Origin of the sequence: Acinetobacter shaoyimingii (assembly GCF_011578045.1) — a bacterium.
Lineage (GTDB): Bacteria > Pseudomonadota > Gammaproteobacteria > Pseudomonadales > Moraxellaceae > Acinetobacter > Acinetobacter shaoyimingii.
Window position 1 is genome coordinate 1,082,265 of record NZ_CP049801.1, and the last position, 24,206, is coordinate 1,106,470.

The 24,206-nt window shown below is 37.3% G+C and carries 22 protein-coding genes, 2 tRNA genes and 1 other RNA gene; 16 read left to right on the top strand and 9 right to left on the bottom strand.

Annotated features, from left to right (window positions below):
- The first annotated feature begins 41 nt into the window (after positions 1–41).
- From pgeF to G8E00_RS04935, 4 genes are all read left to right on the top strand, one after another.
- The gene (pgeF, locus tag G8E00_RS04920; protein WP_166011748.1) at positions 42–782 is read left to right on the top strand and encodes a peptidoglycan editing factor PgeF; all 741 of its coding nucleotides are present in this window, start codon (positions 42–44) and stop codon (positions 780–782) included.
- A 40-nt stretch (positions 783–822) separates the two neighbouring features.
- On the top strand, positions 823–1,380 hold the full coding sequence (locus tag G8E00_RS04925) for a flavodoxin family protein (protein WP_166222356.1): 558 nt from the start codon (positions 823–825) through the stop codon (positions 1,378–1,380).
- 76 nt (positions 1,381–1,456) lie between these two features.
- Positions 1,457–2,203, top strand: a complete 747-nt coding sequence (locus tag G8E00_RS04930) for an IS5 family transposase (RefSeq protein WP_166222358.1) — start codon at positions 1,457–1,459, stop codon at positions 2,201–2,203.
- Between the two features lie 385 nt (positions 2,204–2,588).
- Complete coding sequence (locus G8E00_RS04935; RefSeq protein ID WP_227591396.1) at positions 2,589–3,875, top strand: hypothetical protein; 1,287 nt, start codon at positions 2,589–2,591, stop codon at positions 3,873–3,875.
- Between the two features lie 61 nt (positions 3,876–3,936).
- Here the strand turns inward: G8E00_RS04935 and smpB are convergent, their stop codons facing one another.
- The gene (gene smpB / locus G8E00_RS04940; RefSeq protein WP_166011752.1) at positions 3,937–4,413 is read right to left on the bottom strand and encodes an SsrA-binding protein SmpB; all 477 of its coding nucleotides are present in this window, start codon (positions 4,411–4,413) and stop codon (positions 3,937–3,939) included.
- 139 nt (positions 4,414–4,552) lie between these two features.
- Between smpB and coaD the strand changes: the two genes are divergently transcribed.
- The 4 genes from coaD to G8E00_RS04960 all read left to right on the top strand — a co-directional run bounded on the left by coaD (position 4,553) and on the right by G8E00_RS04960 (position 5,868).
- Entirely contained in the window at positions 4,553–5,044 is a 492-nt protein-coding gene (gene coaD, locus G8E00_RS04945; RefSeq protein ID WP_166011754.1) for a pantetheine-phosphate adenylyltransferase, read from the top strand.
- 1 nt (position 5,045) lies between these two features.
- Positions 5,046–5,315 (top strand): YfhL family 4Fe-4S dicluster ferredoxin, encoded by a 270-nt coding sequence (locus tag G8E00_RS04950; RefSeq protein WP_166011755.1) that lies wholly within the window; start codon positions 5,046–5,048, stop codon positions 5,313–5,315.
- Positions 5,316–5,337: 22 nt separating this feature from the next.
- Positions 5,338–5,719, top strand: an RNA gene (rnpB, locus tag G8E00_RS04955) — RNase P RNA component class A.
- A 72-nt stretch (positions 5,720–5,791) separates the two neighbouring features.
- Positions 5,792–5,868: transfer RNA gene (locus G8E00_RS04960), tRNA-Met, on the top strand.
- A gap of 68 nt (positions 5,869–5,936) precedes the next feature.
- Here the strand turns inward: G8E00_RS04960 and G8E00_RS04965 are convergent.
- Together G8E00_RS04965 and G8E00_RS04970 are read right to left on the bottom strand one after the other, a co-directional pair.
- A complete protein-coding gene (locus G8E00_RS04965; RefSeq protein WP_166222370.1) occupies positions 5,937–6,872 on the bottom strand; it encodes an RDD family protein in 936 nt (311 codons plus the stop codon).
- 44 nt (positions 6,873–6,916) lie between these two features.
- Entirely contained in the window at positions 6,917–7,867 is a 951-nt protein-coding gene (locus G8E00_RS04970; RefSeq protein ID WP_166222372.1) for an RDD family protein, read from the bottom strand.
- A 420-nt stretch (positions 7,868–8,287) separates the two neighbouring features.
- Between G8E00_RS04970 and G8E00_RS04975 the strand changes: the two genes are divergently transcribed.
- Positions 8,288–8,364 (top strand) — tRNA-Met (locus G8E00_RS04975).
- Positions 8,365–8,641: 277 nt separating this feature from the next.
- Here the strand turns inward: G8E00_RS04975 and G8E00_RS04980 are convergent.
- The 3 genes from G8E00_RS04980 to G8E00_RS04990 all read right to left on the bottom strand — a co-directional run bounded on the left by G8E00_RS04980 (position 8,642) and on the right by G8E00_RS04990 (position 12,196).
- The gene (locus G8E00_RS04980; RefSeq protein ID WP_227591397.1) at positions 8,642–9,676 is read right to left on the bottom strand and encodes a hypothetical protein; all 1,035 of its coding nucleotides are present in this window, start codon (positions 9,674–9,676) and stop codon (positions 8,642–8,644) included.
- Positions 9,669–11,294 carry an NAD+ synthase gene (locus tag G8E00_RS04985; protein WP_166222376.1) on the bottom strand — a complete coding sequence of 542 codons (1,626 nt, stop codon included), beginning with the start codon at positions 11,292–11,294 and terminating at the stop codon, positions 9,669–9,671. Before G8E00_RS04985 ends, G8E00_RS04980 begins: the two co-directional genes overlap by 8 nt.
- Positions 11,295–11,701: 407 nt before the next feature.
- On the bottom strand, positions 11,702–12,196 hold the full coding sequence (locus G8E00_RS04990) for a hypothetical protein (RefSeq protein WP_166222378.1): 495 nt from the start codon (positions 12,194–12,196) through the stop codon (positions 11,702–11,704).
- A 137-nt stretch (positions 12,197–12,333) separates the two neighbouring features.
- On the opposite strand from G8E00_RS04990, the gene G8E00_RS04995 reads away from it, so the two are divergent.
- Both G8E00_RS04995 and G8E00_RS05000 read left to right on the top strand, forming a co-directional pair.
- On the top strand, positions 12,334–13,836 hold the full coding sequence (locus G8E00_RS04995; protein WP_166222380.1) for an AAA family ATPase: 1,503 nt from the start codon (positions 12,334–12,336) through the stop codon (positions 13,834–13,836).
- A gap of 13 nt (positions 13,837–13,849) precedes the next feature.
- Positions 13,850–15,301 carry a VWA domain-containing protein gene (locus G8E00_RS05000; RefSeq protein WP_166222382.1) on the top strand — a complete coding sequence of 484 codons (1,452 nt, stop codon included), beginning with the start codon at positions 13,850–13,852 and terminating at the stop codon, positions 15,299–15,301.
- Between the two features lie 274 nt (positions 15,302–15,575).
- Here G8E00_RS05000 and G8E00_RS05005 read toward each other — a convergent pair whose 3' ends face one another.
- Positions 15,576–15,938, bottom strand: a complete 363-nt coding sequence (locus G8E00_RS05005) for a hypothetical protein (protein WP_166011764.1) — start codon at positions 15,936–15,938, stop codon at positions 15,576–15,578.
- A gap of 778 nt (positions 15,939–16,716) precedes the next feature.
- On the opposite strand from G8E00_RS05005, the gene G8E00_RS05010 reads away from it, so the two are divergent.
- The 3 genes from G8E00_RS05010 to G8E00_RS05020 are packed head-to-tail and all read left to right on the top strand — an operon-like array spanning position 16,717 to position 20,094.
- The gene (locus G8E00_RS05010) at positions 16,717–17,673 is read left to right on the top strand and encodes a metal-dependent hydrolase (RefSeq protein WP_166011765.1); all 957 of its coding nucleotides are present in this window, start codon (positions 16,717–16,719) and stop codon (positions 17,671–17,673) included.
- Positions 17,674–17,725: 52 nt separating this feature from the next.
- Positions 17,726–18,583, top strand: coding sequence for an SDR family NAD(P)-dependent oxidoreductase (locus G8E00_RS05015; RefSeq protein WP_166222384.1), 858 nt, complete (start codon positions 17,726–17,728; stop codon positions 18,581–18,583).
- A gap of 32 nt (positions 18,584–18,615) precedes the next feature.
- Positions 18,616–20,094: a flavin-containing monooxygenase gene (locus G8E00_RS05020; RefSeq protein ID WP_166226432.1), complete on the top strand. Its 1,479-nt coding sequence runs from the start codon at positions 18,616–18,618 to the stop codon at positions 20,092–20,094.
- A gap of 38 nt (positions 20,095–20,132) precedes the next feature.
- On the opposite strand, the gene G8E00_RS05025 is transcribed toward G8E00_RS05020, so the two are convergent.
- Positions 20,133–20,951 (bottom strand): oxygenase MpaB family protein, encoded by an 819-nt coding sequence (locus G8E00_RS05025; protein WP_166222386.1) that lies wholly within the window; start codon positions 20,949–20,951, stop codon positions 20,133–20,135.
- A 154-nt stretch (positions 20,952–21,105) separates the two neighbouring features.
- A complete protein-coding gene (gene gltA, locus G8E00_RS05030) occupies positions 21,106–22,383 on the bottom strand; it encodes a citrate synthase (protein WP_166011769.1) in 1,278 nt (425 codons plus the stop codon).
- Positions 22,384–23,437: 1,054 nt separating this feature from the next.
- Between gltA and sdhC the strand changes: the two genes are divergently transcribed.
- On the top strand, positions 23,438–23,836 hold the full coding sequence (sdhC, locus tag G8E00_RS05035) for a succinate dehydrogenase, cytochrome b556 subunit (protein WP_166011770.1): 399 nt from the start codon (positions 23,438–23,440) through the stop codon (positions 23,834–23,836).
- On the top strand, positions 23,836–24,201 hold the full coding sequence (gene sdhD, locus G8E00_RS05040; RefSeq protein ID WP_166011771.1) for a succinate dehydrogenase, hydrophobic membrane anchor protein: 366 nt from the start codon (positions 23,836–23,838) through the stop codon (positions 24,199–24,201). The genes sdhC and sdhD overlap by 1 nt, the downstream gene beginning before the upstream one ends.
- Positions 24,202–24,206 lie beyond the last annotated feature (5 nt).

Sequence of the window (24,206 nt, forward strand, 5' to 3'; positions counted from 1 at the left end):
GAGTTCACTTTAGATTTAACGAATGATTAAGGAAAATGTACATGCAATTTGTTCAAGGTTTACCCCAGGGTGTATATGTGGGACAAACTCAAGTTCAACATGACCAAGCTCAACCATCAAGTAGTACTGAACTTGAGGGCTTCAATTTGGCATTGCATGTACATGATGATCCTCAGCGTGTTCAACAGCATCGCATGACGCTGTTGAATGAGTTCTCAGCATTTGGCGTAGATAAAATCACATGGATGACACAAACCCATAGCACAATATGTCATACCATTAATGAGCAAATTCCGTTTGATGCTTTGGAAGGTGATGGTTTGGTGACGCAAACCAAAGGTCATGCATTGATGATGATGACCGCAGATTGTTTACCTGTAGTTTTAGGTAATGCCGAAGGGACTGAAATTGCAAATTTGCATGCAGGATGGCGTGGTCTTGCAAATGGGATTATCGAAAATACCATCGAAGAAATGCAGTCTGAGCCTACATGGGCATGGTTAGGCGCTGCTATTAGTCAACCATGTTTTGAAGTGGGCGCTGAGGTCAAAGAAATTTTCTGTAGCAAGTATCCAGCATTATCGTCAGCATTCGAAAATGGTGAAAATCAAGGCAAATATCAAGCAGATTTGTATGCCATTGCGCGTTATATTTTAAATCAGTTTGGGATTCGCCAAGTCTTTGGTGGCGACCAATGTACTTATCGTCAAGCAGAGCACTACTATTCGTATCGCCGTAATGCCAAGACAGGAAGAATGGCAACTTTCGTGTTTATGCAATAATAGTGTTAAACTGTTGTGCAAAATGTAATTTTGCTTTCTTATGTCTGATCTCTCAAAATCTCTAGCCATCGTATATCACAGTCCATATGGGCATACAGCCAAAGTTGCCGAATTTATTGCCCAAGGCGCGAGTCAAATGGGTGTTCGTGTTCAATGTATGAACATTGAACATGTCGACTGGGATTTTCTTGATCAAGCTGAAGCCATAATATTTGGTTGCCCAACCTATATGGGAAGCGTGACAGGTCAATTTAAAATGTTTATGGACTCGAGTTCTAAGCGTTGGAAAAATCGGATTTGGAGTGGCAAATTAGCCGCAGGTTTTACCAACTCAGGTGGTTTAAGCGGAGATAAATTATCTGTCCTACAACAAATCAATTTATTTGCAATGCAACATGGCATGTTATGGTCGGGCTTACCGCTCATGTCAACAGGTCATGGTGAACGAGATCTAAATCGTTTGGCGAGTAGTTTAGGGTTAATGACACAGTCTGATAATGCTCCAGTTGAAATCACACCACCTCAAGGTGATTTAGATACAGCGATTTGGTTTGGAGAATATATCGCTGGTTTGGTGAATAAAATAAATATGCACTAGGGTCTGTTGACATTTGCTGTTCAAAAAAATAGCGAGAAAGTAAAATTCAATCGCCAAACTAAATCTACTCCTCGCTATGCCTCGAACAATGCTGACGGATCAACACTGGTCTAAGCTGAAATCTATTCTTATCAATTTTGGTATTTATCTCAAACATAATTTGAGATTATTCATTGAAGCAATTCTCTATCGGATTAGAACGGGTTGCCCTTGGCGAGATTTGCCTGAAATATTTGGCAAACCAAACTCTATTTTTAAGAAATTTAATCGTTGGTGCAAAGACAGTAAGTTGATAAAAGTATTTAAATTATTATCCAATGATCCAGATTCAGAATGGGTTTTTATTGATGCCTCTCATGTGCGAGCACATCAACATGCGGCAGGAGTGAAAGACCAAGCTATTTCTAAAAGCATTGGTGGAAATAGTTCTAAAATCCATTTAGCTATGGATGCGAATGGAAATCCTATTGAATTTATCATTGGTGATGGCAAGACCCATGATGTAAAAGTTGCACCTAATTTGATTGATGCTTTGGATTTAAAAGAAACAGAAATATTGTGTGCAGATAAGGGTTATGATTCAGAATTACTTAGAGAAAAAATTGAGAATACCGAAACTAAAGCGAACATTCCAAAGAAATGTAATTCTAAATCTAGCAATCAGCACATGGATTGGTATTTATATAAAATCAGGCACTTAGTGGAGAATGCATTTGCAAGATTGAAACATTTTCGAGGAATTGCAACTCGGTATGACAAGCTAAAGCAGAACTATGAAAACTCAGTTGCTTTAGCCTGTATCTTTATCTGGTTACCATTATGAAATGTCAACAGACCCTAGTTATTGCGTTATTTTAATTTATTTTTCATTGATTTTAAGTCACTCTTTGAGTGGCTTTTTTATAAGATGTACTAAACTAAATATTTGTTTATATTCAAAATTGGTAAATAAAAGCCAATGGTGCTCATGAAATAAATTCACCATGTATGCGTATTTTCATTCAAATTTGCATTGAATCTATGTGTCATAGCACACATTTTTATCTTTATGATTAGACTTGTTTACATCTTTTGGTCGGATTTTTTGAAAAAATATTTGGGTTGATTATATTTTTTGCTAATATTGAAAATAATTTATACGTCTTAAGATTAAAAAGTCGTTAAGAATAATTAAATAAAAATGAATATTAAGATTAGGATAATCTGATATGAAAAATAAATGGATGAATGCACTCTTTTTTTCACTCCCTTTTGCTGTCAGTGCATCTACAGTATATGCAAATCCTGTTGAGTTACAGGCCTTATCTGACCAAGAATTGTCAGATGTAAATGGTCAAGCATTACTGAGTCTCTCTTATATTTCTCCGACTGATGCTGAAAATAAAATGGCTGGAAATGTAGTAGGTTTTTATAAACTCGGTATGGAAGCAGATGTAAAGCTCAATGCAAATATTCGCAGTTTACAACTGGGCTGTGGTGGGATAAACGGTGCGGGTAACTGTGATATCGATATTGATAACTTAAGTCTGAGTGGTGTTTCTGATACCCGAGATGGACGTGCCAGTTCTTCAGCTGTATTGACCAATCCCTTTGTTGAGTTTGCCATTAAAAATCCAAATTCTTCCTCTACACGTGAAGTCGTTGGCTTACGTTTAAGTGCTGAAAAAGTACTGGGCCTTTTAACCATGGGTGAGGAAAACTCGGATAAACCCAATGGGATTAATAGCCTGAGTGGTTATTTGAAAATTTTACCCACCACGGGTGTTGCATCCACTACAGTCAGATCTATGACCTATAATGATACCAAGATGAATATCGACGGGAATATTCGTCTATTGTTAAATACAGGTTCGGGATCTGGTTATTCAACCAATGACTATGATTTAGGTCTTGAATCAGCAAGTGCTAATTTGTCAGTGAATGGCACCACGATAACCGGGTCACGTATGAATTCGGCAAATTTAACGGGTGTTGCGACCATTGGTGGTTTAGATTTTTCTGGTCGAATTGTTGCTCGGTTGAACAGTGCCTTAGTCAATTGGTTGCCTGTTCCAATCAGTGCGAGAGGGCAGATTACGGGTTTGACAGCAGATCTCAAGATTTCAGAAAATTTAGGCTTTATTCATAAATTACCTGTCAATAATCCATTTTCTTTATCATTACAGAGTCAAAGTGTTTTTTGGCCTGGTGCAACTGTGGCTGCCAATAGAGGTTGGTGGTTAGCACTCGAAGATGGCATTGATATTGGTCAAGTCACACCTTCCAATACCATTGATATATCAGATGATATTTTAAAACAGGTGGTTCCACATATTAGTCAGTATTTAAAAAATAATCCGTCTTATTGTCCTTTAGTCTCTTGTGCAATTACTGGATTAAATATTGGTAATGTGAATTTGACAGGGTCTAAACCGCTGAATTTCCCTATCCAAGATTTAAAATTGGCAACACAGACCTTCGCTCCGAACTGTTATGGTAACTTGAAATTCTGTTAATTCTGTTAATTCTGTTAAGCCTTCATTCACCATAAAAAAAACCTCCTAAAGGAGGTTTTTTTTATTTATGAAAAATACGGGCTTTATCACGTTGCCAATCACGATCTTTTTCAGTAGCACGTTTATCGTGTAACTGTTTCCCTTTTACCAGTGCAATTTCAAGTTTGACCAAACGACCTTTCCAGTAACACGCCAAGGGAACACAGGTATAACCTTTTTGGTTAATTGCCCCTTGAAGTTTTTCGAGTTCACGTCTTGATAACAATAATTTACGTGTACGTGTTGATTCTGGAACCACATGAGTAGAAGCTGTTAATAAAGGTTGAATTTGAGCACCAAACAAAAAAGCTTCGTTATTTTTAAAAATAATATAGCTTTCAGTAATCGTCATACGTCCAGCACGTAATGACTTTACTTCCCAGCCTTGCAATGAGAGACCAGCTTCGAATTTTTCTTCAATAAAATAATCGTGGCGTGCGCGTTTGTTCTGCGCAATAGTTCCACCATTATTCTTTTTTACGACTATATTTTTCGACATAAGACTAATATTCCAAGATTAAGCGTATTTTGCCTTAAACTTGGCTTCAGGTGAAGTGATTTCAAGTACAAGAGATATTCGCTATACAACAAGTTTTTGTTAAACTACGCCATACATAATAAACCTAGAGTACATAGGGATGTCTAAAACTCGCGTCATCTATCCTGGAACTTTTGATCCAATTACCAATGGACATATCGATTTGGTTTCTCGAGCATCGAAAATGTTTGATGAAGTCGTGGTCGCAATTGCGATTGGTCATCATAAGAACCCCGTTTTTAGCTTAGATGAGCGTGTTGCGCTTGCGAAAGCTTCCTTAAGTCATTTATCCAATGTTGAATTTGTCGGATTTGATGGCTTGTTGGTGAACTTTTTCAATGAGCAAAAGGCAACTGCTGTACTGCGTGGTTTAAGAGCAGTCTCCGATTTTGAGTATGAATTTCAACTTGCAAATATGAATCGTCAACTCGATTCAAACTTTGAAGCGGTGTTTTTAACCCCTTCAGAGCAATATTCTTTTATTTCATCGACTTTAGTCCGTGAAATTGCCCGTTTAAATGGTGATGTGACCAAGTTTGTACCTAAAGCTGTGGTTGAAGCCTTTGAGCGGAAACATCAACAAGGCTGGTAGAGTGTCTTTATTTATTACTGATGAATGCATCAACTGTGATGTTTGTGAACCTGTATGTCCCAATGAAGCGATTTTCATGGGTGAGGTGATTTATGAAATCAACCCAGATTTGTGTACAGAGTGCGTAGGACATCACGATCAACCCCAATGTTCACTTTTCTGTCCTGTCGATTGCATTCCGCATGATCCCAATCATGTGGAATCTCAAGATGAATTGATGGAAAAGTATAAAATGCTAATTGCTCAAAAAAGCGCGAGCAATTCACCTTAAAGTTTGATAATATGCGCGTCTTGAAGTGAGCTAGACGATCGCTGCTGTGGAAATCTCCGTGATTGAAGCAGGGGAGGAAAGTCCGGGCTTCATAGGGCAAGGTGCCAGGTAACGCCTGGGAGGCGCAAGCCTACGGAAAGTGCAGCAGAGAGTAGACCGCCATTTTGCAACTGATTTTCGGATCAGCCTAGAAAATGGTAAGGGTGAAAGGGTGCGGTAAGAGCGCACCGCATGACTGGTAACAGTTCATGGCATGGTAAACCCCACCAGAAGCAAGACCAAATAGGGATCCGTTAGGCATGGCCCATGCTGGATCCGGGTAGGTCGCTTGAGCGCATGAGTGATTGTGCGCCTAGAGGAATGATCGTTCACGACAGAACCCGGCTTATCGGCTCACTTCATCAAAATTTGTACAAACGGTTTCAAAATCACTTGACCAATATTGTAATCAAGTAGATAATGCGCCCACAGTTTACGGCTATGTAGCTCAGTTGGTTAGAGCACCGCACTCATAATGCGGGGGTCACAAGTTCAAGTCTCGTCATAGCCACCATTTTTATAGACCTTGCTCACTAGCAAGGTCTTTTTTTGCCTGTATATAATCACAATGAGCTGAACCAATTAAAACCCAAGGTTCATTGAAGTGCCTTGACCTGAATGGATGAGTGTAATTACACCTCGATTTTCAACAATATCAAAGGTTACAGAATGATTTATACGAACCAAACCAAACTGATCTGCATAATTTAATTGGGCTTTATCAATTCCATTGTTAGCAATAAACCCCGGTTCTTGATGATTGAGTTTTTCCAATAGCAACTGTGCAGTATCTAAGTCATTCTGGGTTGGTCGTTGATTGAGATCAAAACTCAGTATTTGGTTTAACGATTCAGCTTCACCGAGATAGGTATGATGAGTGATGAGTTGAATATTGTGGACAGTAGGATCTAAGCTTGAAAAGTCTTGATTTTGGCGTTTACTGCTTTGCCAAATAGCTGTAATCAGTAAGGCTAAAGTGATCAGCGCCAAAATATAAAAATGGCCTTTCCAGATGGGAGTGATCTTAAGGCTAGATTGGCTGTTGCGTAGCACTTGTGTACGTGTGAGCCAGTCATGTAGGCCTTGTTGGCTCTGTGTATTAAATGCAGCTAAGTATATACAAGCAATCACGATGGACAGCAGTATAACTTGTACAATAGACCACATCAGTGAAAATTGAGCGTATGGCTTTAAATACCCAATAAAACACAGTGGTAAGACAAAAATAGCTGATCTGAGAAATGACTGCGCTATACCAATCTCTTGACTGGTTGCATTCGTGACACGAATCCTGCACAGCATTTTTCCAATAGTCTTTCCTGAGCCAATATGGCTATTCAGCATGACAAAATAAACCAAGCAATATATACAACCCATGACGTGGATAACGAAAGGTGAGAGATTGGTATGTGCAATAATTAACTTTACTAGAAATGTACAACTTATACCTAAAATAATCAGATCGATGATTAACGCAAAAGCACGTGGCAAGATTGGGTGTGATTTATGATTTTTCATTGTTGTATTCATGATTGTATTTAAAATGATAAGTAACTTAAGAGTTAAAATTGATTGAGGGTAGAGACTTGTTCGGTAACTTCTACGCCTTGATCCGTTCTTTCGATTTGGTACATATTGATTTCATTTCGATTGGCAAATCCAAATTGATAGCCTGCTTGCACACCAAGCAAAATAAAATTGTTTTCATTTAATGTCTGGGGTGAAATTTGATTGAGGTTTTCTGCAAATCTTTGTGCAAAATCGGAGTTATATAAAAGATTTAGATCGTCTACTTGAACATTATAAATGGCCATGATGAATGTTTTACCATCCTCATGAATGGTTTGTGATGCAATTTGTGTGGTTAAAATATTGGACTGTAATTGCTTTAACTTGACCAGTGTATCTTGTTGAGTCCCTGTGTAAACTTGAGTTTGAATAAAAAAATAAGTGACAATTAAAGCAAGAATAATACCCAGAAAAGCAAAATGTCCTTTCCAAATCGTTTGAATTGGAGATGCGGCTACGTTCTCATGAATTACAATGGTTTTGGTGGCGTAATCATGCACGGTTCGACGGTTGTGTCGATTGAACACGAATAGATACACTGTGAATGCGTATATTGTTGCCAGTGCAAAATTAATGAAAATGCTCACAACTAATGAGTCAATATAGAGTGTGACTGTCATTAGGCAACTTGGTGCATACGTCAACACAGCTCGAACAAATGATGCATAAAGCGAGATATATTGTCCGTTGAGATCAACAACTTTTATTTTTAGTATTTGCTTGCCAAAGGTTTGTCCTTGATTGAAGTGGCTATTACAGATTGCAAAATATGCGGCGACCAAGATAAATCCAATACATGTAAATAAAATTGGATAGGTTGTGAGCGTGTTTTTCAAACAAAGTGAAATAACATAGCACACGACTGCGACGAGGATTGAATCTATAAATGCTGCAAAAAATCGAAGCCAAAATCCAGCGATATAGGGGTGTTGAATGTCTTGCAAAGGTATTCTCTCTTTGGTGTTTTAATTCGCTATAGAATTTTTATAATCTACATATTTTAATGGTGTGAATTTTTTGTGATGTAAATTATTTTAAAATTGATACCTGAAAGTTTATCAAAATTTAAAGCATCATCATTGAATAGAAGAATGATCATTGTATTGTAATTGAATTTTTACGTTTATTTAAGCTTTGATCTATTGTTGTTTTTGTAAGGTGAATGCATGTAAAAATTTAAACTTGAATCAAACGATATTGATCTTTTTGACTAAGTTTCTAAAAATGAATAAAAGTTTTTATAAATGAACGAAATATGTATGTATTTTAAGCGCTTATTTCTAAATTGCTCAAAGCGTGAACATAAGCATCGAGCAATGCTTGACGTGATGAACTGAAATTTAGATAATGCGCGCACAGTTTACGGCTATGTAGCTCAGTTGGTTAGAGCACCGCACTCATAATGCGGGGGTCACAAGTTCAAGTCTCGTCATAGCCACCATTTTTATAGACCATACTCACTAGTATGGTCTCTTTTTTTGTGTGGAATAAATCATTTTAAATAATCATCTCAATATTTAAAAAAAGATAATTAAAATCAATTCACTGTACTTTAAATTTCAGAAAGTAAATTCAACGTTATGCAAATAAATCTGGTCTAGATCTATTTTATACTGGTGATGTATGGGTGAGCTTGTTGATTTATTTCTATATTCAAATAGTGCCTCTTATACATTGAATGACATAAAGATCATTAAAATCTAACACGATTGATCACGCTATACAGTGCCGTCTTTTCTATTATCTATAAAGTCTGCAATAAATTGATGGGTTTGCTGTGCTTGGAAGAAAGGTGCGATATAAGCGTGTATAAGAGGTTCTAATAAGCCAGCCCGATCAAGCGCTTGTGAGCAATGCGGAGAAAAGCGATATGTTTCTTCTAATAAATCAGCTTTATCCAATCCTACAGACTGTAAAAGTTCTTTCAGTGTGTAATTGCTAAAGTAATCGTAAAAAGCTGCAACGACGTGCAATACGATCGCTTGTAAATAAGGTGTTTTTCTTAAGCTACGCCATGTTTCATAGACCAAGATAAAAAACTCTTCGATATCGATTGACTCGATCTGCTCGAACATCTCACGAAGTGGGCGATGTTTAACATCATTCCAGATTTCTAAAATGATTTCGGCGAGTTCATCATTGGGAAGAGTAATAATTTGTCCAAGCTGTTTTAAGATGGCTTGGGCAAGCTGTTGTTCAAGTTTTAATTCAATCTGTTGTTGTTGATCTTGTATAAAGTTTAAAACTTTTGCCCCAAAACGATTGTTACTGGTTTTGAGTTTTCTTAGCTGATTGAGCCAAGGGGTATAGTTTTCTAAGATTTGATTGGCGAGTTGTAAGCTCACATGCATTGCTTGCGGATTATGATGCAAATTATCTTTGATGTAGTGACGTAATTGGTCTAGTTCTAGACATTTATACATCCAAAGTTCAAAGCTTTCATCTGAGAAGAATTCATGAACCGTTGCAGATTGACTCAAAATAAATTGATGTACTTTTTGGGCAACAGCACCAATGAATTCTAAGATATCTGGTCCAAGATTGAGTTCAAAAGCATACTTTTGCACGACACCATTCAATGATTCTAATTGGATGACATCTTTTAAAATAATTTGATCGGAATCTGTATAAATTTGCTGGACGATATTTTCTAAATAAGTATTGTTTTTAGCGCTTAATAGTTGTTTTTTGATAAAAGCAATCTGCTCAAGCATAAGCGCTTGAGCAAATTGTTCTGGAGTCTGATTAGACACCTGGTTTCCATCCATTCACGATTGGATAACGACGTTCACGACTAAATGCACGTGAGCTAATACGTGGTCCAATACAACCTTGGCGACGTTTGTATTCATTGCGGTCGACTAATGCAATCACTTTTGCAACCACGTCTTTGTCAAAACCTTTGGCGATAATGTCGTCCTGACTTTGATCTTCTTCAATATATGCATAAAGAATCGCATCAAGCACATCATAAGCAGGTAATGAATCTTGGTCTTTTTGATCAGGACGAAGTTCAGCAGATGGTGGACGCGTAATCACACGTTCTGGAATAACAGGTGTGTCTTCCAATGAGTTGCGGTATTTAGCCAGTTCAAAGACGATGGTTTTATACACGTCTTTCAATACAGCGTAACCACCAACCATGTCGCCGTATAATGTGCAATAACCAACAGAGAGCTCAGATTTGTTACCTGTAGACAGTACGAGGTTACCAAACTTATTGGAAAGACCCATCAATAATGTACCACGTGCACGTGCTTGAAGGTTTTCTTCAGTTGCATCTGCAGGTGAGTTACCAAAGAATGGGAAAAGCGTTTGCATAAAGCTATTTACGATCGGGTGGATTTCGGCAATACCGAAAGTTACACCTAAACGTTTTGCTTGTTCAGCGGCATCTTCCACACTGATTTGGGAAGTATAAGTATAAGGCATCATCACGGCTTGCACTTTATCTGCGCCAATTGCGTCAACCGCAATTGCTAAAGTCAGTGCAGAATCAATTCCACCAGATAAGCCTAAAATTACACCTGGGAAACCTGATTTTTGCACATAATCACGTGTGCCCATGACCAATGCTTGATAAATCTCAGGAATAGTTTCCAAAAATGGAGACGCTGTTGCAGTTTTATAAGCTTTATTTTCAACTTCATAGTCAACGAACAGAAGTTCTTCTTTAAAGCTTGGTGCTTGTAATGCAACTTGACCTGCATTGGTCACCACAAAACTTGTACCATCGAAAATCAAATCATCTTGACCACCAACTTGGTTAGCGTAGACGATGTTAATGTGCAATTGTTTGGCAAGTTCTTGCAAAGTTTGAATACGATGTTGTGGTTTACCTACTTCATAAGGTGATGCATTCAATACCAAAACGCTTTCAACATTGAGCTGAGCAAGTTGTTGTACAGTTTCTAATGACCACACATCTTCACAAATCAGCACGCCAAATTTGTGACCTAGATATTCAAACACAAGATGCTGATGACCTTCACCAAAATAGCGTTTTTCATCAAATACGCTATAGTTTGGTAAATTCTGCTTATTGTAGATCCCCAAAACTTGACCATCTTTCATGACAGCAGCAGAATTATAACGTTGACCATTTTCAGCTTGATTGACGAAACCAAAAACCATCACGATGTCTTTCACTTCAGCAAGCGCTTCAAATGCTTTCGCAGTACGCTTAGTTAGGCTAGGACGTAACAATAAATCTTCAGCAGGGTAGCCGATAGTAGATAATTCAGGAAATACGATAATGTTCGCATTTTGTTGTTTCGCCTCTTGAGCGAGTTCAATCATTCGTTGAACATTAGCTTCGCTATTACCGACAGTTGGAGAGAATTGAGCTAGCGAAATTTTAAAACTATTCATTTAAAACAAGTCCTATTCCTATAGGGTTGAGTATACACAAGTTACTGATTTATATTGATATAATTATTCAGGCATGTGTATTTATTACCAAGTATTGCCAAAAGGCGAAAAATAAAAGCATGAAAAATTAACTGCGTTAAAATCTTATTTCTTGCGCAGTAAAAAATTATGACTCTGCAGTATTCTATCGAAAAAAAATAGATATACTAGCGATTAATTACTATTATGCGCGTGTTGGCAACATAATTACAAAAAAGCCTTAATTTTTAATGGGGTTATTATACTTTATTTTCAATAATATTTAAGTGAATAAGATTGAAAGCCCATGCATTTCATTTCTTATTAACATTCATGTAATAAATACTGGCTGTCAATGTCATTTCGACCAATTCAAACTACTTTTAAACTTATGATTGCGTTTTATCAATAATATTAGGGATTTTCTGTAAAAAAATATCCTTGGCGATATCACCTTGTTGTTCGATGTTGTATTGCCAAAAATCTTTATTTGCATCAAATTGATAGTCATAGGGATCATAACGACAAAAACTTAGATAGTGTGCGATCTGAAGTATTGCGCCTTTCAATAGCACATTAATGCCTTGTTGATGCTGATAGATGTGTGCCATCTCATGAATAAACACCGCTTGATATCCAAGGCTTTCTTGGCTGTAATCTAAACTATAGTTTTCATCACGTGAATGGATATAACCTTCAGGAGCCATAAACATATGTACAGGTTGCCAAGGCAAATAGGGTTGGTTTAAAACTTTGACCTTTTCATAATCAATCAAATCGCCAAAAACACGTTGACACAGCGTAATTTCGCCTAGGGTCAATGTACGATATTTAAAGCGATCGATTTTTAAAATACGAAGTAAAAACAACCAGAAAATGGACATATTTCAAAGCATCATCCTATTTTTATTTTTTTATTCTAAAGCTTTTTTCATTTTAAGGCGGAAATTTTTTGAGATTGACACCACAGCATAGAAGAGGATCGTTACAATATAGACTGACTTAAATGATTTAGATAAAGATGAAAGCGCGGATCAAGACTTTAATTTCAAGCATTAGTGAAAACATGTATGAACGTGAGCAAATTATTGCTTTAAGTCTGTTGGCTGGTATCGCAGGGGCGAATACTTTTCTTTATGGTTCTCCTGGTACTGCGAAAAGCTTAATTTCAAGACGTATTGCATCTGCATTTGAAGTGTCTAACTATTTTGAATATTTGATGAATCGCTTTAGTACACCGGAAGAAATTTTTGGTCCAGTGTCAATCAAAGCCTTAAAACAAGATCAATATATTCGAAAAACGGAACATTATTTACCGCGTGCTGACTTTGCATTTTTAGATGAAATTTGGAAAGCCAGCCCAGCGATTTTGAATACGCTACTGACATTGGTGAATGAGAAAATCTTTAAAAATGGTGAATTGCTACAACAAGTTCCCTTAAAAGTTTTAATCAGCGCATCGAATGAAATTCCAGAGCGCAATCAGGGCTTAGATGCATTATATGATCGTTTTATTTTGCGTTTAAATGTCAATCCGATTCAACAGGCCGAGAATTTCCATCATTTATTACAAGCAAAACCAAGTTCGATTAAAGTCCAAGTCCCTGAAGAAATCGTGATTAAAGAAAGTGAACTATTGACTTGGCGAGAGCAAATCTATGCTGAGTCTTTGCCAGATTCTATTTTAGCGATTTTTGATGAAATCAAACACAGACTCAATCAGCCTTTTGAAGATGAGCAGGTTTATGTTTCTGATCGTCGTTGGCAACGTGTGGCATATTTGGTCAAAGCAGCAGCTTTTTTAAATGATCGTTTAGAAGTATTGTTAAGCGATTTATTTATTTTAAAACATTGTTTGTGGAATCAGCTTGAAGATCAAAGTTTTGTTGCCAATACCATTTCAGATGTGATTGGGGAATTGGGTCTAAGTACTGATCTCGATTTTGAAGCAATCATGAAAACCAAGGATGATTTGGAACAAGCGATATTAAACCAGTTTTTCTATACTGATGATGTCTATGAAAGTTATCTCATCAGTAATAAAGAATACTTACGTGCGGTCACCAATCTAGATCATCATTATAAAGATAAAGTCTTATATCTAGAGCTGAATAAAATGGGCACGAAAAAAGACTTTTTTGCGATTGATGAAAGTGGGCATGAGATTCGTGGCATTGTTTGCAATTTTAATGGTTCAAGACAATGTACCTTAAAAGGTGGCTATTATGGTTTGGAGGAAGTGGTCACACCGTATATCAAATACACCAAAGGTACGCCACGTTCGAATGTTAGTGCTGAGGTGAAATATGATTTACTCAATCAAACACTGAAGTTGAAAGATGCTTTAACGCATGCAAAAAATCTCTTAAAACAAAGATTCCACATTCAGTCACCTCACTTTGACTCAGTTTTTGTTGATACTGCTGATATTGAGAAATTAAAAGCCAATATTCAACTGGAACTTGAGCGCTACGCTGTACAGATTCAAGATACTGAGCGTCTTGAACAGCTGTGTAAGCAATAATGAGTTGAACTGAATGAAAAGCCCAAAGCATTTGAGTTCAGACGCAACGTCTTCAATACTCGAACAAGCAACACAACAGTTATATGATGAACTGGAGCAATCGACATTAAGGCATTGGTTAAAAGATCATAAAGTTGCTAAAAATTTAGATGAAAAGGTTCGGCAATGGGCATTTCAGGCAAAATCAAGTTTAGATCAACAGCATCCGTTTATGACTGCGCAGAAGCAGTTACAAGGATGGCTTGAATTATCCAACATTGACGGAGCTCAATTTAGACACATGCTCTCTGAATATCAGGAGTTTAATCATCTATTGGGTGCGCCTGATTTAACCGAAATGTTAAAACCGCAAGCGAATTTAGATCTGTCATTTTCCAAGATTTCTGCCAATACTTTACAATTTCAACTCTTAAAAGAAAAGTGGCAACGTAAACTGACCCAAGCGGTGGCGCACTGGGAATTTGAGCAATTGGCATTACAACGAGATGCTTTTTTAGATGAAATGAAAGACTTTTTAGCCACTTTGCAAAAAATGTCTAAGCATAAAGATTCTTTGGGCATCGAAACAGGCGTGTTTATTGATTACTCCAGTGGAAAATTAACCCCACAAGATGTGCAGCAATTTGAAGAATGGCTGAGTTATCTGGAACATGATGCCGAGTTATTGAAACTATGCAAAATGATCGGTTCAGCTCAACCAGCTCAGCACCATAGAAAAGCATTGCCAGTGACCAATAAATACAGTGTGGAGGACGTGATAGAACAACAAGCCAAAGAAGAAATTGTCGGTATTCAACTGTCTAAAGAATTAAGTTTGGCTTTACCCAGTGAGCTGGCGCTATTGACTGATCCAGAGTTGCAAATTTTATTTGACCTGAAGTACTTAGAGTCAAATCTGATGAGTTTTAACATGCAGGGGCAGCAATCAGGCCGTGTTATTGAAGATCAACATCAATATAAAAGAAAACTCGGTCAGAAAGGACCAATGGTGATTTGTTTAGATACCAGTGGTTCCATGCATGGTCAACCTGAACTCATTGCCAAAGCGATGACTTTATATTTGGCGATGCAAGCTATGAAGACAAAACGCGCCATGTATATCATCAATTTTTCGACCAATTTAACTGCACTGAATTTAAATGGTAAAACAGCCTTGGATGAATTGATTCACTTCTTAAGTCAATCCTTTCATGGCGGTACAGATATTCTTCCTGCCATCGAACATGCAGTTGATATGCTTGTAGATCCACATTTTCAACATGCAGATGTGGTGGTGATTTCAGATTTTATTATGGGTCAACTTAATGATGAGTTGATGGAAAAAATCATTGAGCAAAAACAGCAGGGCAATGGTTTTTATGCCGTAGCAATTGGTAATTTAAGTCTAGATCATTTGGATGAAGAATTATTTGATCATCAATGGATTTATCAAAGCAATCATGGAAAAGTGGTTAAAGTTCATTAAATCTTATATTTTGAAAATGGCCTTTTATTGTTGATGGATTGCTTGTATGTCAATAAAATGCACATTTCATTTTTTATGATTCGATTTATATGTCTTTTATTTTTTAAATTTATTGTTTAGATAGGTTTATGACAATATCAATCTTAATGGTCATAAGACTAAATCAACTTCGCTTGATAAAGTAAAATCACAAAATTCAGAAACAAAAAATGAGAACCTCAGTTCTCATTTTATTTAAAAGCCTTTCAACGGCTTTTCATTCAACACTTCATCATTAAATATGCCCAATAGAGCGAAATCGTAATGGACAATGAACGACTTCTTCCATTTCTTCAACATCGATAATTTTCCCCGGTACCCATTGCTCAAAACAACGCTGGCGTTGTCTTTCGCTAAAACGAACTGAAATGTAGCATTTCATTTCATGGGTTTCTTGTGCTTGATCTAAATAGGTAATTTTGTATACGAGATCGTGAGGCCATGCCACGATGCTCCAAAGCACCAGTAATAGTGCTGCGATTGACAGAAAGACAGAAGGAAGACCTTCAGCGTAATAGCTGAATACTGAAAGAACGACAGCGCATAAAATGATGACAATGCAAATCGCAGTATTCTGTTCAATGATTTTGATTTTCATACCAATGACTCGTATTAATCTAGAGTGGCTCGACTAACGACTCGAATAAGTGTCTTCTATGACATTAAAATCCATCATGCAGATGTGTTTAGATTGGGATAAGCCAAGAGATTAATCAGAGGGAGAGAAAATTAATCTGACAGTTTGAGCTCATCTAAATGAGAGACGACACATCTTGTTCTAAGAGTTTGTTTTACTCCAAGATCAAATGATGAATGGATCACCCTGAAAATGACTTTATACCCGCATGAAATATGGTGCTAGTGATCTGTAAAAGAAAGTGATTGCATGTTGATTTATTCAACAAAATCAGATGCTTTGCTGTACATTATGTTTCTGAATGTGTCATTTGCTTAAATGATCAGCGCTTAAAAATCGACTTTTAAGGATGAAATTGATCTTAAACAAATGAGATAAAACTAAAAATTACTTCAATAATCAGTGTTCTAATTTAATTGTTAGAGGTCATATTTATATTTAATCGCAATTTATTCGGCATAATTGAGAAAAATCAAATCTGATGAAGTGCGATATTGAGCAACACCATAAAGAAAAAATAAAAAAAGGCTTTTGTCCTGTATTGATAAAATTTGGAATGAAATGAAAAATAAACAAATATTTTGTTAGACAAATTAAATAATAGTCATTATTTGCAAATCTAAAGGACACTTCTGCAAATGGTTCATGCATCTTTTTGGCTTACTTTTTAGTCATTCCAGATTCGTTTGTTGTTTTAAAGACATTCGATCAAATGATAAAGACAAAAAGAGAATTCGCCATGTTACTCACACAGCCGATTAAAAAGACCGTATCGAGATTATTATCTGCACCATTTTTTGATCCAGAAAAACAGTCAAAAAGTATTCCCATTCGTCATATGAAATTTGATTTTGATCCAAAACAGATCGATCCAAAATTTTATTTAAATGCCGAATTGGCCAGTGCATATTTTGCATCACTTTCAATTTTCTTGACCTATGGTGAAGATTTAGTGATTGATACAGCACGCTATCATCGAGATTTTATTGATGATCCATTACTTAAACAACGCGTCACGTCTTTAATTGGGCAAGAGGCGTTACATTCTAAATTACATGAAGAGTTAAATGATGCATTTTTACAAGCAGATTTGCCTGTGAAATTATTCCGCTTTCTGGCGCATCATGTCTTTGAATATGGTTTTAACCGCTTACCACAGCCAATGAAATTATCACTCATGGCTGGGATTGAACATTTCACTGCAGTGCTCGCTGAATACATGATGAATCACGAAGAGATTTTCTTTAAATCTCAAGATGAAAAACAACGTGCAATTTGGATGTGGCACATGCTTGAAGAATCTGAGCATAAAGATATCGCCTATGATGTGTTCCAAAGCTTATCCAATAATTACGCACTTAGAATCGCAGGTTTCTTCCCAGCATTGATTACGATTTTAGGATTAATTTCAGCTGCTTCGTTGATCGTACCTTTTTATCGTAAACCATCAAATTTGATTAGTCTGACTTATTATAAAGATATGGTACGCAGTGTTGGACTGATTTTTGGTTTGAAAAATGGCGTTTACGGTAGCTCAATTGGTCATATTTTTGATTACTTGCGTCCAAGTTTTCACCCCAATGATCATGACACTTCAATCTTCCTTGAATATTACAAAGAACGTCTACTCAATCCAGTCGATGGAATTTTGACACCTTACTTCACCAAAGAGTTTACACCTGCTTTAAAAGCATAAAATTTTTGCATGGTTTTGATGATAACGATAAAAATTTTAATGGAAAGAACACATGGGATTATTTAAAAAGAAAATCCAGCCTAGCCAAAAAGCCTATGCTGTTGTAACAGGCGCGGGTAGTGGGATTGGACGCAGCTTCGCAATGCAATTGGCTGAACGTGGTGGATCGGTAATCTGTGCTGATATCAACTTAAATGCAGCACAAGAAACAGTTGATTTGATCCAAAAACAATTTGGACCAGTTGCATTTGCGATTCAATGTGATGTTGGAAACAAAGAAGATGTGCAAGCATTGGCTGAAAAATCAGCTGAACTTTTGAAGCATCCTGTCACGCTGCTCATTAATAATGCAGGGGTTGGACTGGGAGGTAAATTTGATGAAGTCAGTTTAGAGGATTGGCAATGGTGTATGCATGTCAATTTATGGGGCGTGATTCATGGTTGCCATTACTTCGTGCCTAAATTTAAGCAACAAGGTTATGGTGCAATTATTAATGTGGCTTCGGCTGCAGGCTATACCGCCGCACCCGAAATGACAGCATATAACGTCACTAAATCAAGCGTTTTAGCATTGTCAGAAACATTATCCGCTGAACTGTATAGCGCTAATATCCGAGTTAATGTGCTTTGTCCAACGTTAGTTCCAACCAACATTATGAAAAATGGTCGTTTGCCTAAGCAATATTCTGGTTTGGCGGACGATTTGCTGATGAACCATGCCTTTGTGACAAGCGATGATGTAGCCATTAAAACTTTAAATAATTTGGATGCAGGAAAGCTATATACCATTCCGCAACCCGATGCGAAATTATTCTGGCTCATGAAGCGTATATCACCTGTTTTATACGCAAAAATGTTAGGTGTGGGTTATCCATTATTCAATAAATATATAAAACAAAAAGGAGCTTAAACGTGAATAGCAAAGCAAAATTACAAGATGATATTCAGTTGAGTTCTAAAGCGAAGCAAAAAATCAAATTGTATGACACGATAGTGGTAGGCGCAGGAATTTCGGGTATTGCGGCAGCAGTTAAACTCAATGAAATTCACTATGACAATTATATTGTGATTGAAAAGGCCAATGAGGTGGGTGGAACTTGGCGTGACAACACCTATCCAGGCTGTGGGTGTGATGTGCCTTCTGCATTATATTCATTTTCATTTTCTCCAAGTTCAAAGTGGAGTCATTTGTTCGCGCGCCAACCTGAAATTTTAGATTACTTAAAAGACGTTGCTCAAAAATTCGATTTGTATAAAAAAATCCAATTTGACACTTCAATGGATGAGGCAGTTTGGAATGAAAAGGAAAATCTTTGGGAGCTTGAAACATCGAAAGGGCACATGCGTGCAAAGACCGTAATTTTTACCACGGGGCCAATTACTGAACCTCAAATGCCAAAAGTTAAAGGGATTGAAAGCTTTAAAGGTGAAATGTTTCACTCCGCTCGTTGGAATCATGATTATGATTTACGTGGCAAACGTATCGCTGTGATTGGAACAGGCGCTTCTGCAATCCAATTTGTTCCTCAAATTCAGCCTTTGGCAAAAGAACTCTACGTTTTTCAACGCACAGCGCCTTGGGTGTTACCAAAACCAGATATGGATCTAGGGAATTCATTACAATCCTTCATTGAGCGTTTTCCAAAGATTCAGCAAACGTGGCGTGGTGCGGTTTCACAATCACTTAATTTGATTAATTTAGGTCTACGTAATCCAGGTTTTTTAGAACCCGTTAATTTTCTAGGTAAAAAACTACTCAATTTACAAATCAAAGATGAACAATTGCGTAAAGATGTCACGCCGAATTTTTCTATTGGTTGTAAGCGATTATTGTTTGCCAATAATTATTATCCTGCTTTACAAGCGGAGAATACGCATTTGATTCCACACGGTTTGGTTGAGCTCGATGGAAATACGGTGATCTCAGCCAATGGTGATCGACATGAAGTTGACGTCATTATTTGGGGAACAGGATTTGAAGTTGCACACCCTCCAATTGGTAAAAAAATTAAAAATACCAAAGGGCAAGTATTAGCAGAACTATGGAAAGATAGCTCACCAGAAGCCTACTTGGGTGCGAGTATCAAAGACATTCCAAATGCATTTTTAGTCTTAGGACCGAACATTCTGGTGTATGACTCATTTATTGGTATTGCTGAAGCGCAGATCAATTATATTGTGGATGGTTTGAGAAAGCTGAAGGAGCAGGGCATTAAACGAATTGAAATTCGACCTGAAGTGTTGAAATTTCATAATGTGCGAGTACAACAGCATCTTCAAACTACTGTCTTTAATGCAGGCGGATGCAAAAGTTATTATCTAGATCAAAATGGACGAAACTTCGCAGCATGGCCTTGGTCATTAAAAGAGTTAAAGCGCCGTTTGAAAGCGTTTAGCCTTGATGATTATGAATATGTTTAATTGCTAATTGAAATAAGCCTTGTGGATACAAGGCTTATTTATTTCATTCGTTTTTTAGCTTGTGATGGTGGTAAATATGGAAGAGGAAACCAATGTCCTAACTTAGCTAGCAATTTTAAAAAGAATCGTTGTTTAAAGCTTAGTCTTAGGTGTTTAAGAGAAGGCATGGTTTTTACGTATTCTGGCGCAATTTCAATTGCCGCTTTGACCATCAGGATTTGTAGCCATTTCAAAGGGCGCGGTAAAATATCTGCTGTTTGCATAATATGCACAAATTCTGCCAAGATTTTACTATCCGTGAGTCTGGGTTGGGTTTGCGCATAGAGTTCCTCCCATTCTTTCCACGAATAGGGTAAGTCTTTGGCGCCATAAAGTTGAGCAGCGGTTTGCCCCTCAATAAAAGCCAAATCTTTTTCAATTTTTCTTAAGGGTTCGACGAACGCTGAATAAGCTTCTGTAAACCCAAATAGCGCTGTAGCTTGAACCCAAGTGAGTAGTTCAGGATCATTAGCACGATAGGCTTGCCCTAAAAAATTAATCCCTTGAACTTGATCATGCATTTTGACGACACGTGCAATCATTTGCTCAGCAATTTCTTTAGGCGCATAAACCGTGACCATGGCTGCATAACCAGTACGATGTAAGCGACCAAAAGTATCTGTCTTAAAATTACTATGATTCCAAACACCAGAAGCAACTGAAGGTTCAGTAAGTTCTAATAAAACTGCTGTAATGCCACCAATATATAAAGATACTGGGTTGGAAAAAATTCTCCATGAGATTCCATGATGTGGAGTAAGTGCAGGGCTACCTTTGGGTTCGCTAAAGTTGTAATTCATGCCTCTGGGAGGAGTCACAAATTTTTTTACAGTCAAAAACATATTGGATTAAATTATTTTTAATTAATACTTATCATAAATTCTATTGTTCAGCTGGTCTGTAATTTTTGTTAGACGGAATAAAAAAACCACCCAGAAGGGTGGCTTTTTTTGGTTTTTAATTCGAAATGAATTAACGACCTTGGATATCGCGTTGAGTTTCGCCAGTGTAAAGCTGACGAGGACGACCGATTTTGTAAGGAGCGCTGTGCATTTCGATCCAGTGGCTGATCCAACCAACAGTACGAGCAAGAGCGAAGATTACAGTGAACATTTCTGTTGGGATACCAATCGCTTTAAGGATGATACCTGAGTAGAAGTCAACGTTCGGGTAAAGGTTACGTTTAACGAAGTATTCGTCAGACAACGCAATGCGTTCAAGTTCCATTGCAAGTGCAAGTTGAGGATCATTGATACCAAGTGCACTTAACACTTCGTCGCAAGTCTCTTTCATTACTTTCGCACGTGGATCGAAGTTTTTGTAAACACGGTGACCGAAGCCCATGAGTTTAACTTCTTTAGTTTTCACTTTTTCCATGAAGCCAGCAACGTTTTCTACAGTGCCGATTTCGTCAAGCATTTTAAGAACAGCTTCGTTTGCGCCACCGTGAGCAGGTCCCCAAAGTGCAGCAATACCCGCAGCGATACATGCATATGGGTTCGCGCCAGTAGAGCCAGCTAAACGTACTGTAGATGTAGAAGCGTTTTGTTCGTGGTCAGCATGAAGCGTAAAGATACGGTCCATTGCTTTAGCAAGAATTGGGTCAACTTTGTAGTCACGGTCAGCTGGAGTAGCAAACATCATGTACAAGAAGTTTTCTGCATAGCTTAAGTCATTACGTGGGTAAACAAACGGTTGACCGATTGTGTACTTATACGTCCAAGCAGCTAAAGTTGGTACTTTAGCGATTAAGCGAATTGCAGTGATTTCACGGTGGTCAACATTTTCAGCATCAAAACCGTTGTGATAGAACGCAGAAAGCGCACCAACAACACCACACATCACTGCCATAGGATGTGCATCACGACGGAAACCGTTGAAGAAGCGGCTTACTTGGTCGTGAACCATAGTGTGGTTACGTACTTTCGCATCAAATTCTTTCTTTTGCTCAGCAGTTGGAAGGTCGCCATTTAATAATAAATAGCAAGTTTCTAAGTAGTCTGCTTTCGTTGCAAGTTGGTCAATTGGGTAACCACGGTGTAAAAGAACACCTTTACCGCCATCAATGAAAGTGATTTTTGACTCGCACGCTGCAGTCGAGACAAAACCAGGATCAAAAGTGAAGTGACCAGCGGCCAACACATCTTTAACGTCAATTACATCTGGGCCCAATGTACCACTGTAGATTGGTAATTCAATTTCTTTGCCATCAAGTTGTAAAACGGCTTTTTTGCCAGTTGCTTCAGACATTCAATAGATCTCCTGTCCTGGTGAATGTTTTATCTAACGTCGATATAGATCTGTGTAGTGATCGAGTTAGACGGATCAAAATTTGCATTAAGCTTAGTGAGTAACAAAAAATTGTCAATTATACTTATGGATACAAATAACAAATTCACTTGCCAAAAAGAGTGAGAGAACTCAACTAAGGGCGAAGTATGTTTCACTGTTGCCGCAGTATCATAAGGTAATTTTATGCAAAGTTGCAGTATAAAAAATAGTCGCTGTATGTCATTTATGCATTTTATTTCGTTCAATTTGAAGATATTGATATCGTTTTAGATTTTATTCCGACCAATTTGGATGGAAAATTCCTTGGTTTTACAATTATTAGAGCGTTAAAATAGGTTGTTTTTTAAGCAAAAATGATCTTGAAATATTTCTTTGCATTTTGCTGATTGATTGGTTAAAAAATAACTTATTTTTAAGTTTGTTTGTGCTAAAAATGATCATTTTGTGTGAAAAAATAAAATCAATAGATCAAAAAACAGACATTTAAAATAAAAAATATAATTAAAACATCAATTATTCACAAACTAAGTTGTTATTTCTCTTAAATATGTATTAAGTCAAATCATTTTTGGCAATGTCAATATTTTGAAAATAAATAAAAGGGGGTGTTGTTGATTGATAAAGCACCGTTATTACTGGCTTTGCGGTGAACTTCCAAATTATCCAAGCGCTGTTTAAATTCATGACTGCTAAGTTGTGCTTTAGTCTATGAAGATTAAAAAAACAAACAAACATTTTTTCTATGTCTGAATGAATGAAATTATTATTGAAAAATATAGGTTTAGTTTAAGAAAATGGGTTTTATTTAGAGGTTAAAATATCACTTTAAATGTAAATGATTCTTATTTAAGTGCTTTTTACGCTTTTGTAAAAATCCACCTGTTTGTAATTTCATAGTTGACGTTTTATAATTTCGATGTCATTTATAGGTTCAGGCGATTGCTTGCCTGACAATGCCAGCTTTCCTTCGAATTAATTCCAACAAACTCCGGATGGAGTTTTTACTTACAGGATGCCCGCTGTGAAAAGCAACAGACCTGTCAATTTGTCCATGGGTCAAGTTTTAGATGTAAACTTAAAATCCCCTGTGGCAATTGCATCAATTCTACACCGTCTTTCTGGTGTCATCGTATTTTTACTCGTACCGGTTCTATTGTGGCTCTTAGACAAATCATTGTCTTCGCCAGAGGGATTTGCTGAGGTTCAGGCAATCTTTGGTGGCTTCATTGTACGTTTTATCGTATGGGTATTTGTAGCCGGCCTCATCTTCCACTTCATCGCTGGTGTTAAGCATTTACTTGCTGATATGGGCTTTGCTGAAGAGTTAGAGAGTGGTCGTCTTGCAGCTACAATTTCATTAATCTTGTCTGCGATTGGTATCATTGCAGCATTTGTATGGATTGTTCTCTAATGAAAAGTGCTACAGGTTTAACGGGTTCAGGTTCTCGCGATTGGTTTATCCAACGTGTAAGCGCTGTCGTATTAGCAGTTTATACAGTTGTTGTCTTCGGTTGGATTCTTTGCAATGGCGGATTCAACTATGAACAGTGGTTCGGCTTTATGATGACATTACCAATGAAGATTTTATCTTTGTTGGCGGTCTTATCACTTGTTGCACACGCTTGGATCGGTATGTGGCAAGTATTCACTGACTATGTGACTACTCGTCAGATGGGTCCTTCAGCTTCAGGTCTACGCCTTGTGCTGACTTCAGCAGTCATTATTGCTGTATTTGCATACGCAATCTGGGCAATCCAGATTTTTTGGGCAAATTGATAGGA

Coding starts and splice junctions, on each gene's coding strand:
- pgeF (WP_166011748.1), top strand. CDS start 42: ATGCAATTTGTTCAAGGTTTACCCCAGGGTGTATATGTGGGACAAACT.
- G8E00_RS04925 (WP_166222356.1), top strand. CDS start 823: ATGTCTGATCTCTCAAAATCTCTAGCCATCGTATATCACAGTCCATAT.
- G8E00_RS04930 (WP_166222358.1), top strand. CDS start 1,457: ATGCCTCGAACAATGCTGACGGATCAACACTGGTCTAAGCTGAAATCT.
- G8E00_RS04935 (WP_227591396.1), top strand. CDS start 2,589: ATGAAAAATAAATGGATGAATGCACTCTTTTTTTCACTCCCTTTTGCT.
- smpB (WP_166011752.1), bottom strand. CDS start 4,413: ATGTCGAAAAATATAGTCGTAAAAAAGAATAATGGTGGAACTATTGCG.
- coaD (WP_166011754.1), top strand. CDS start 4,553: ATGTCTAAAACTCGCGTCATCTATCCTGGAACTTTTGATCCAATTACC.
- G8E00_RS04965 (WP_166222370.1), bottom strand. CDS start 6,872: ATGAAAAATCATAAATCACACCCAATCTTGCCACGTGCTTTTGCGTTA.
- G8E00_RS04985 (WP_166222376.1), bottom strand. CDS start 11,294: ATGAATAGTTTTAAAATTTCGCTAGCTCAATTCTCTCCAACTGTCGGT.
- G8E00_RS04990 (WP_166222378.1), bottom strand. CDS start 12,196: ATGTCCATTTTCTGGTTGTTTTTACTTCGTATTTTAAAAATCGATCGC.
- G8E00_RS04995 (WP_166222380.1), top strand. CDS start 12,334: ATGAAAGCGCGGATCAAGACTTTAATTTCAAGCATTAGTGAAAACATG.
- G8E00_RS05000 (WP_166222382.1), top strand. CDS start 13,850: ATGAAAAGCCCAAAGCATTTGAGTTCAGACGCAACGTCTTCAATACTC.
- G8E00_RS05005 (WP_166011764.1), bottom strand. CDS start 15,938: ATGAAAATCAAAATCATTGAACAGAATACTGCGATTTGCATTGTCATC.
- G8E00_RS05010 (WP_166011765.1), top strand. CDS start 16,717: ATGTTACTCACACAGCCGATTAAAAAGACCGTATCGAGATTATTATCT.
- G8E00_RS05015 (WP_166222384.1), top strand. CDS start 17,726: ATGGGATTATTTAAAAAGAAAATCCAGCCTAGCCAAAAAGCCTATGCT.
- gltA (WP_166011769.1), bottom strand. CDS start 22,383: ATGTCTGAAGCAACTGGCAAAAAAGCCGTTTTACAACTTGATGGCAAA.
- sdhC (WP_166011770.1), top strand. CDS start 23,438: ATGCCCGCTGTGAAAAGCAACAGACCTGTCAATTTGTCCATGGGTCAA.
- sdhD (WP_166011771.1), top strand. CDS start 23,836: ATGAAAAGTGCTACAGGTTTAACGGGTTCAGGTTCTCGCGATTGGTTT.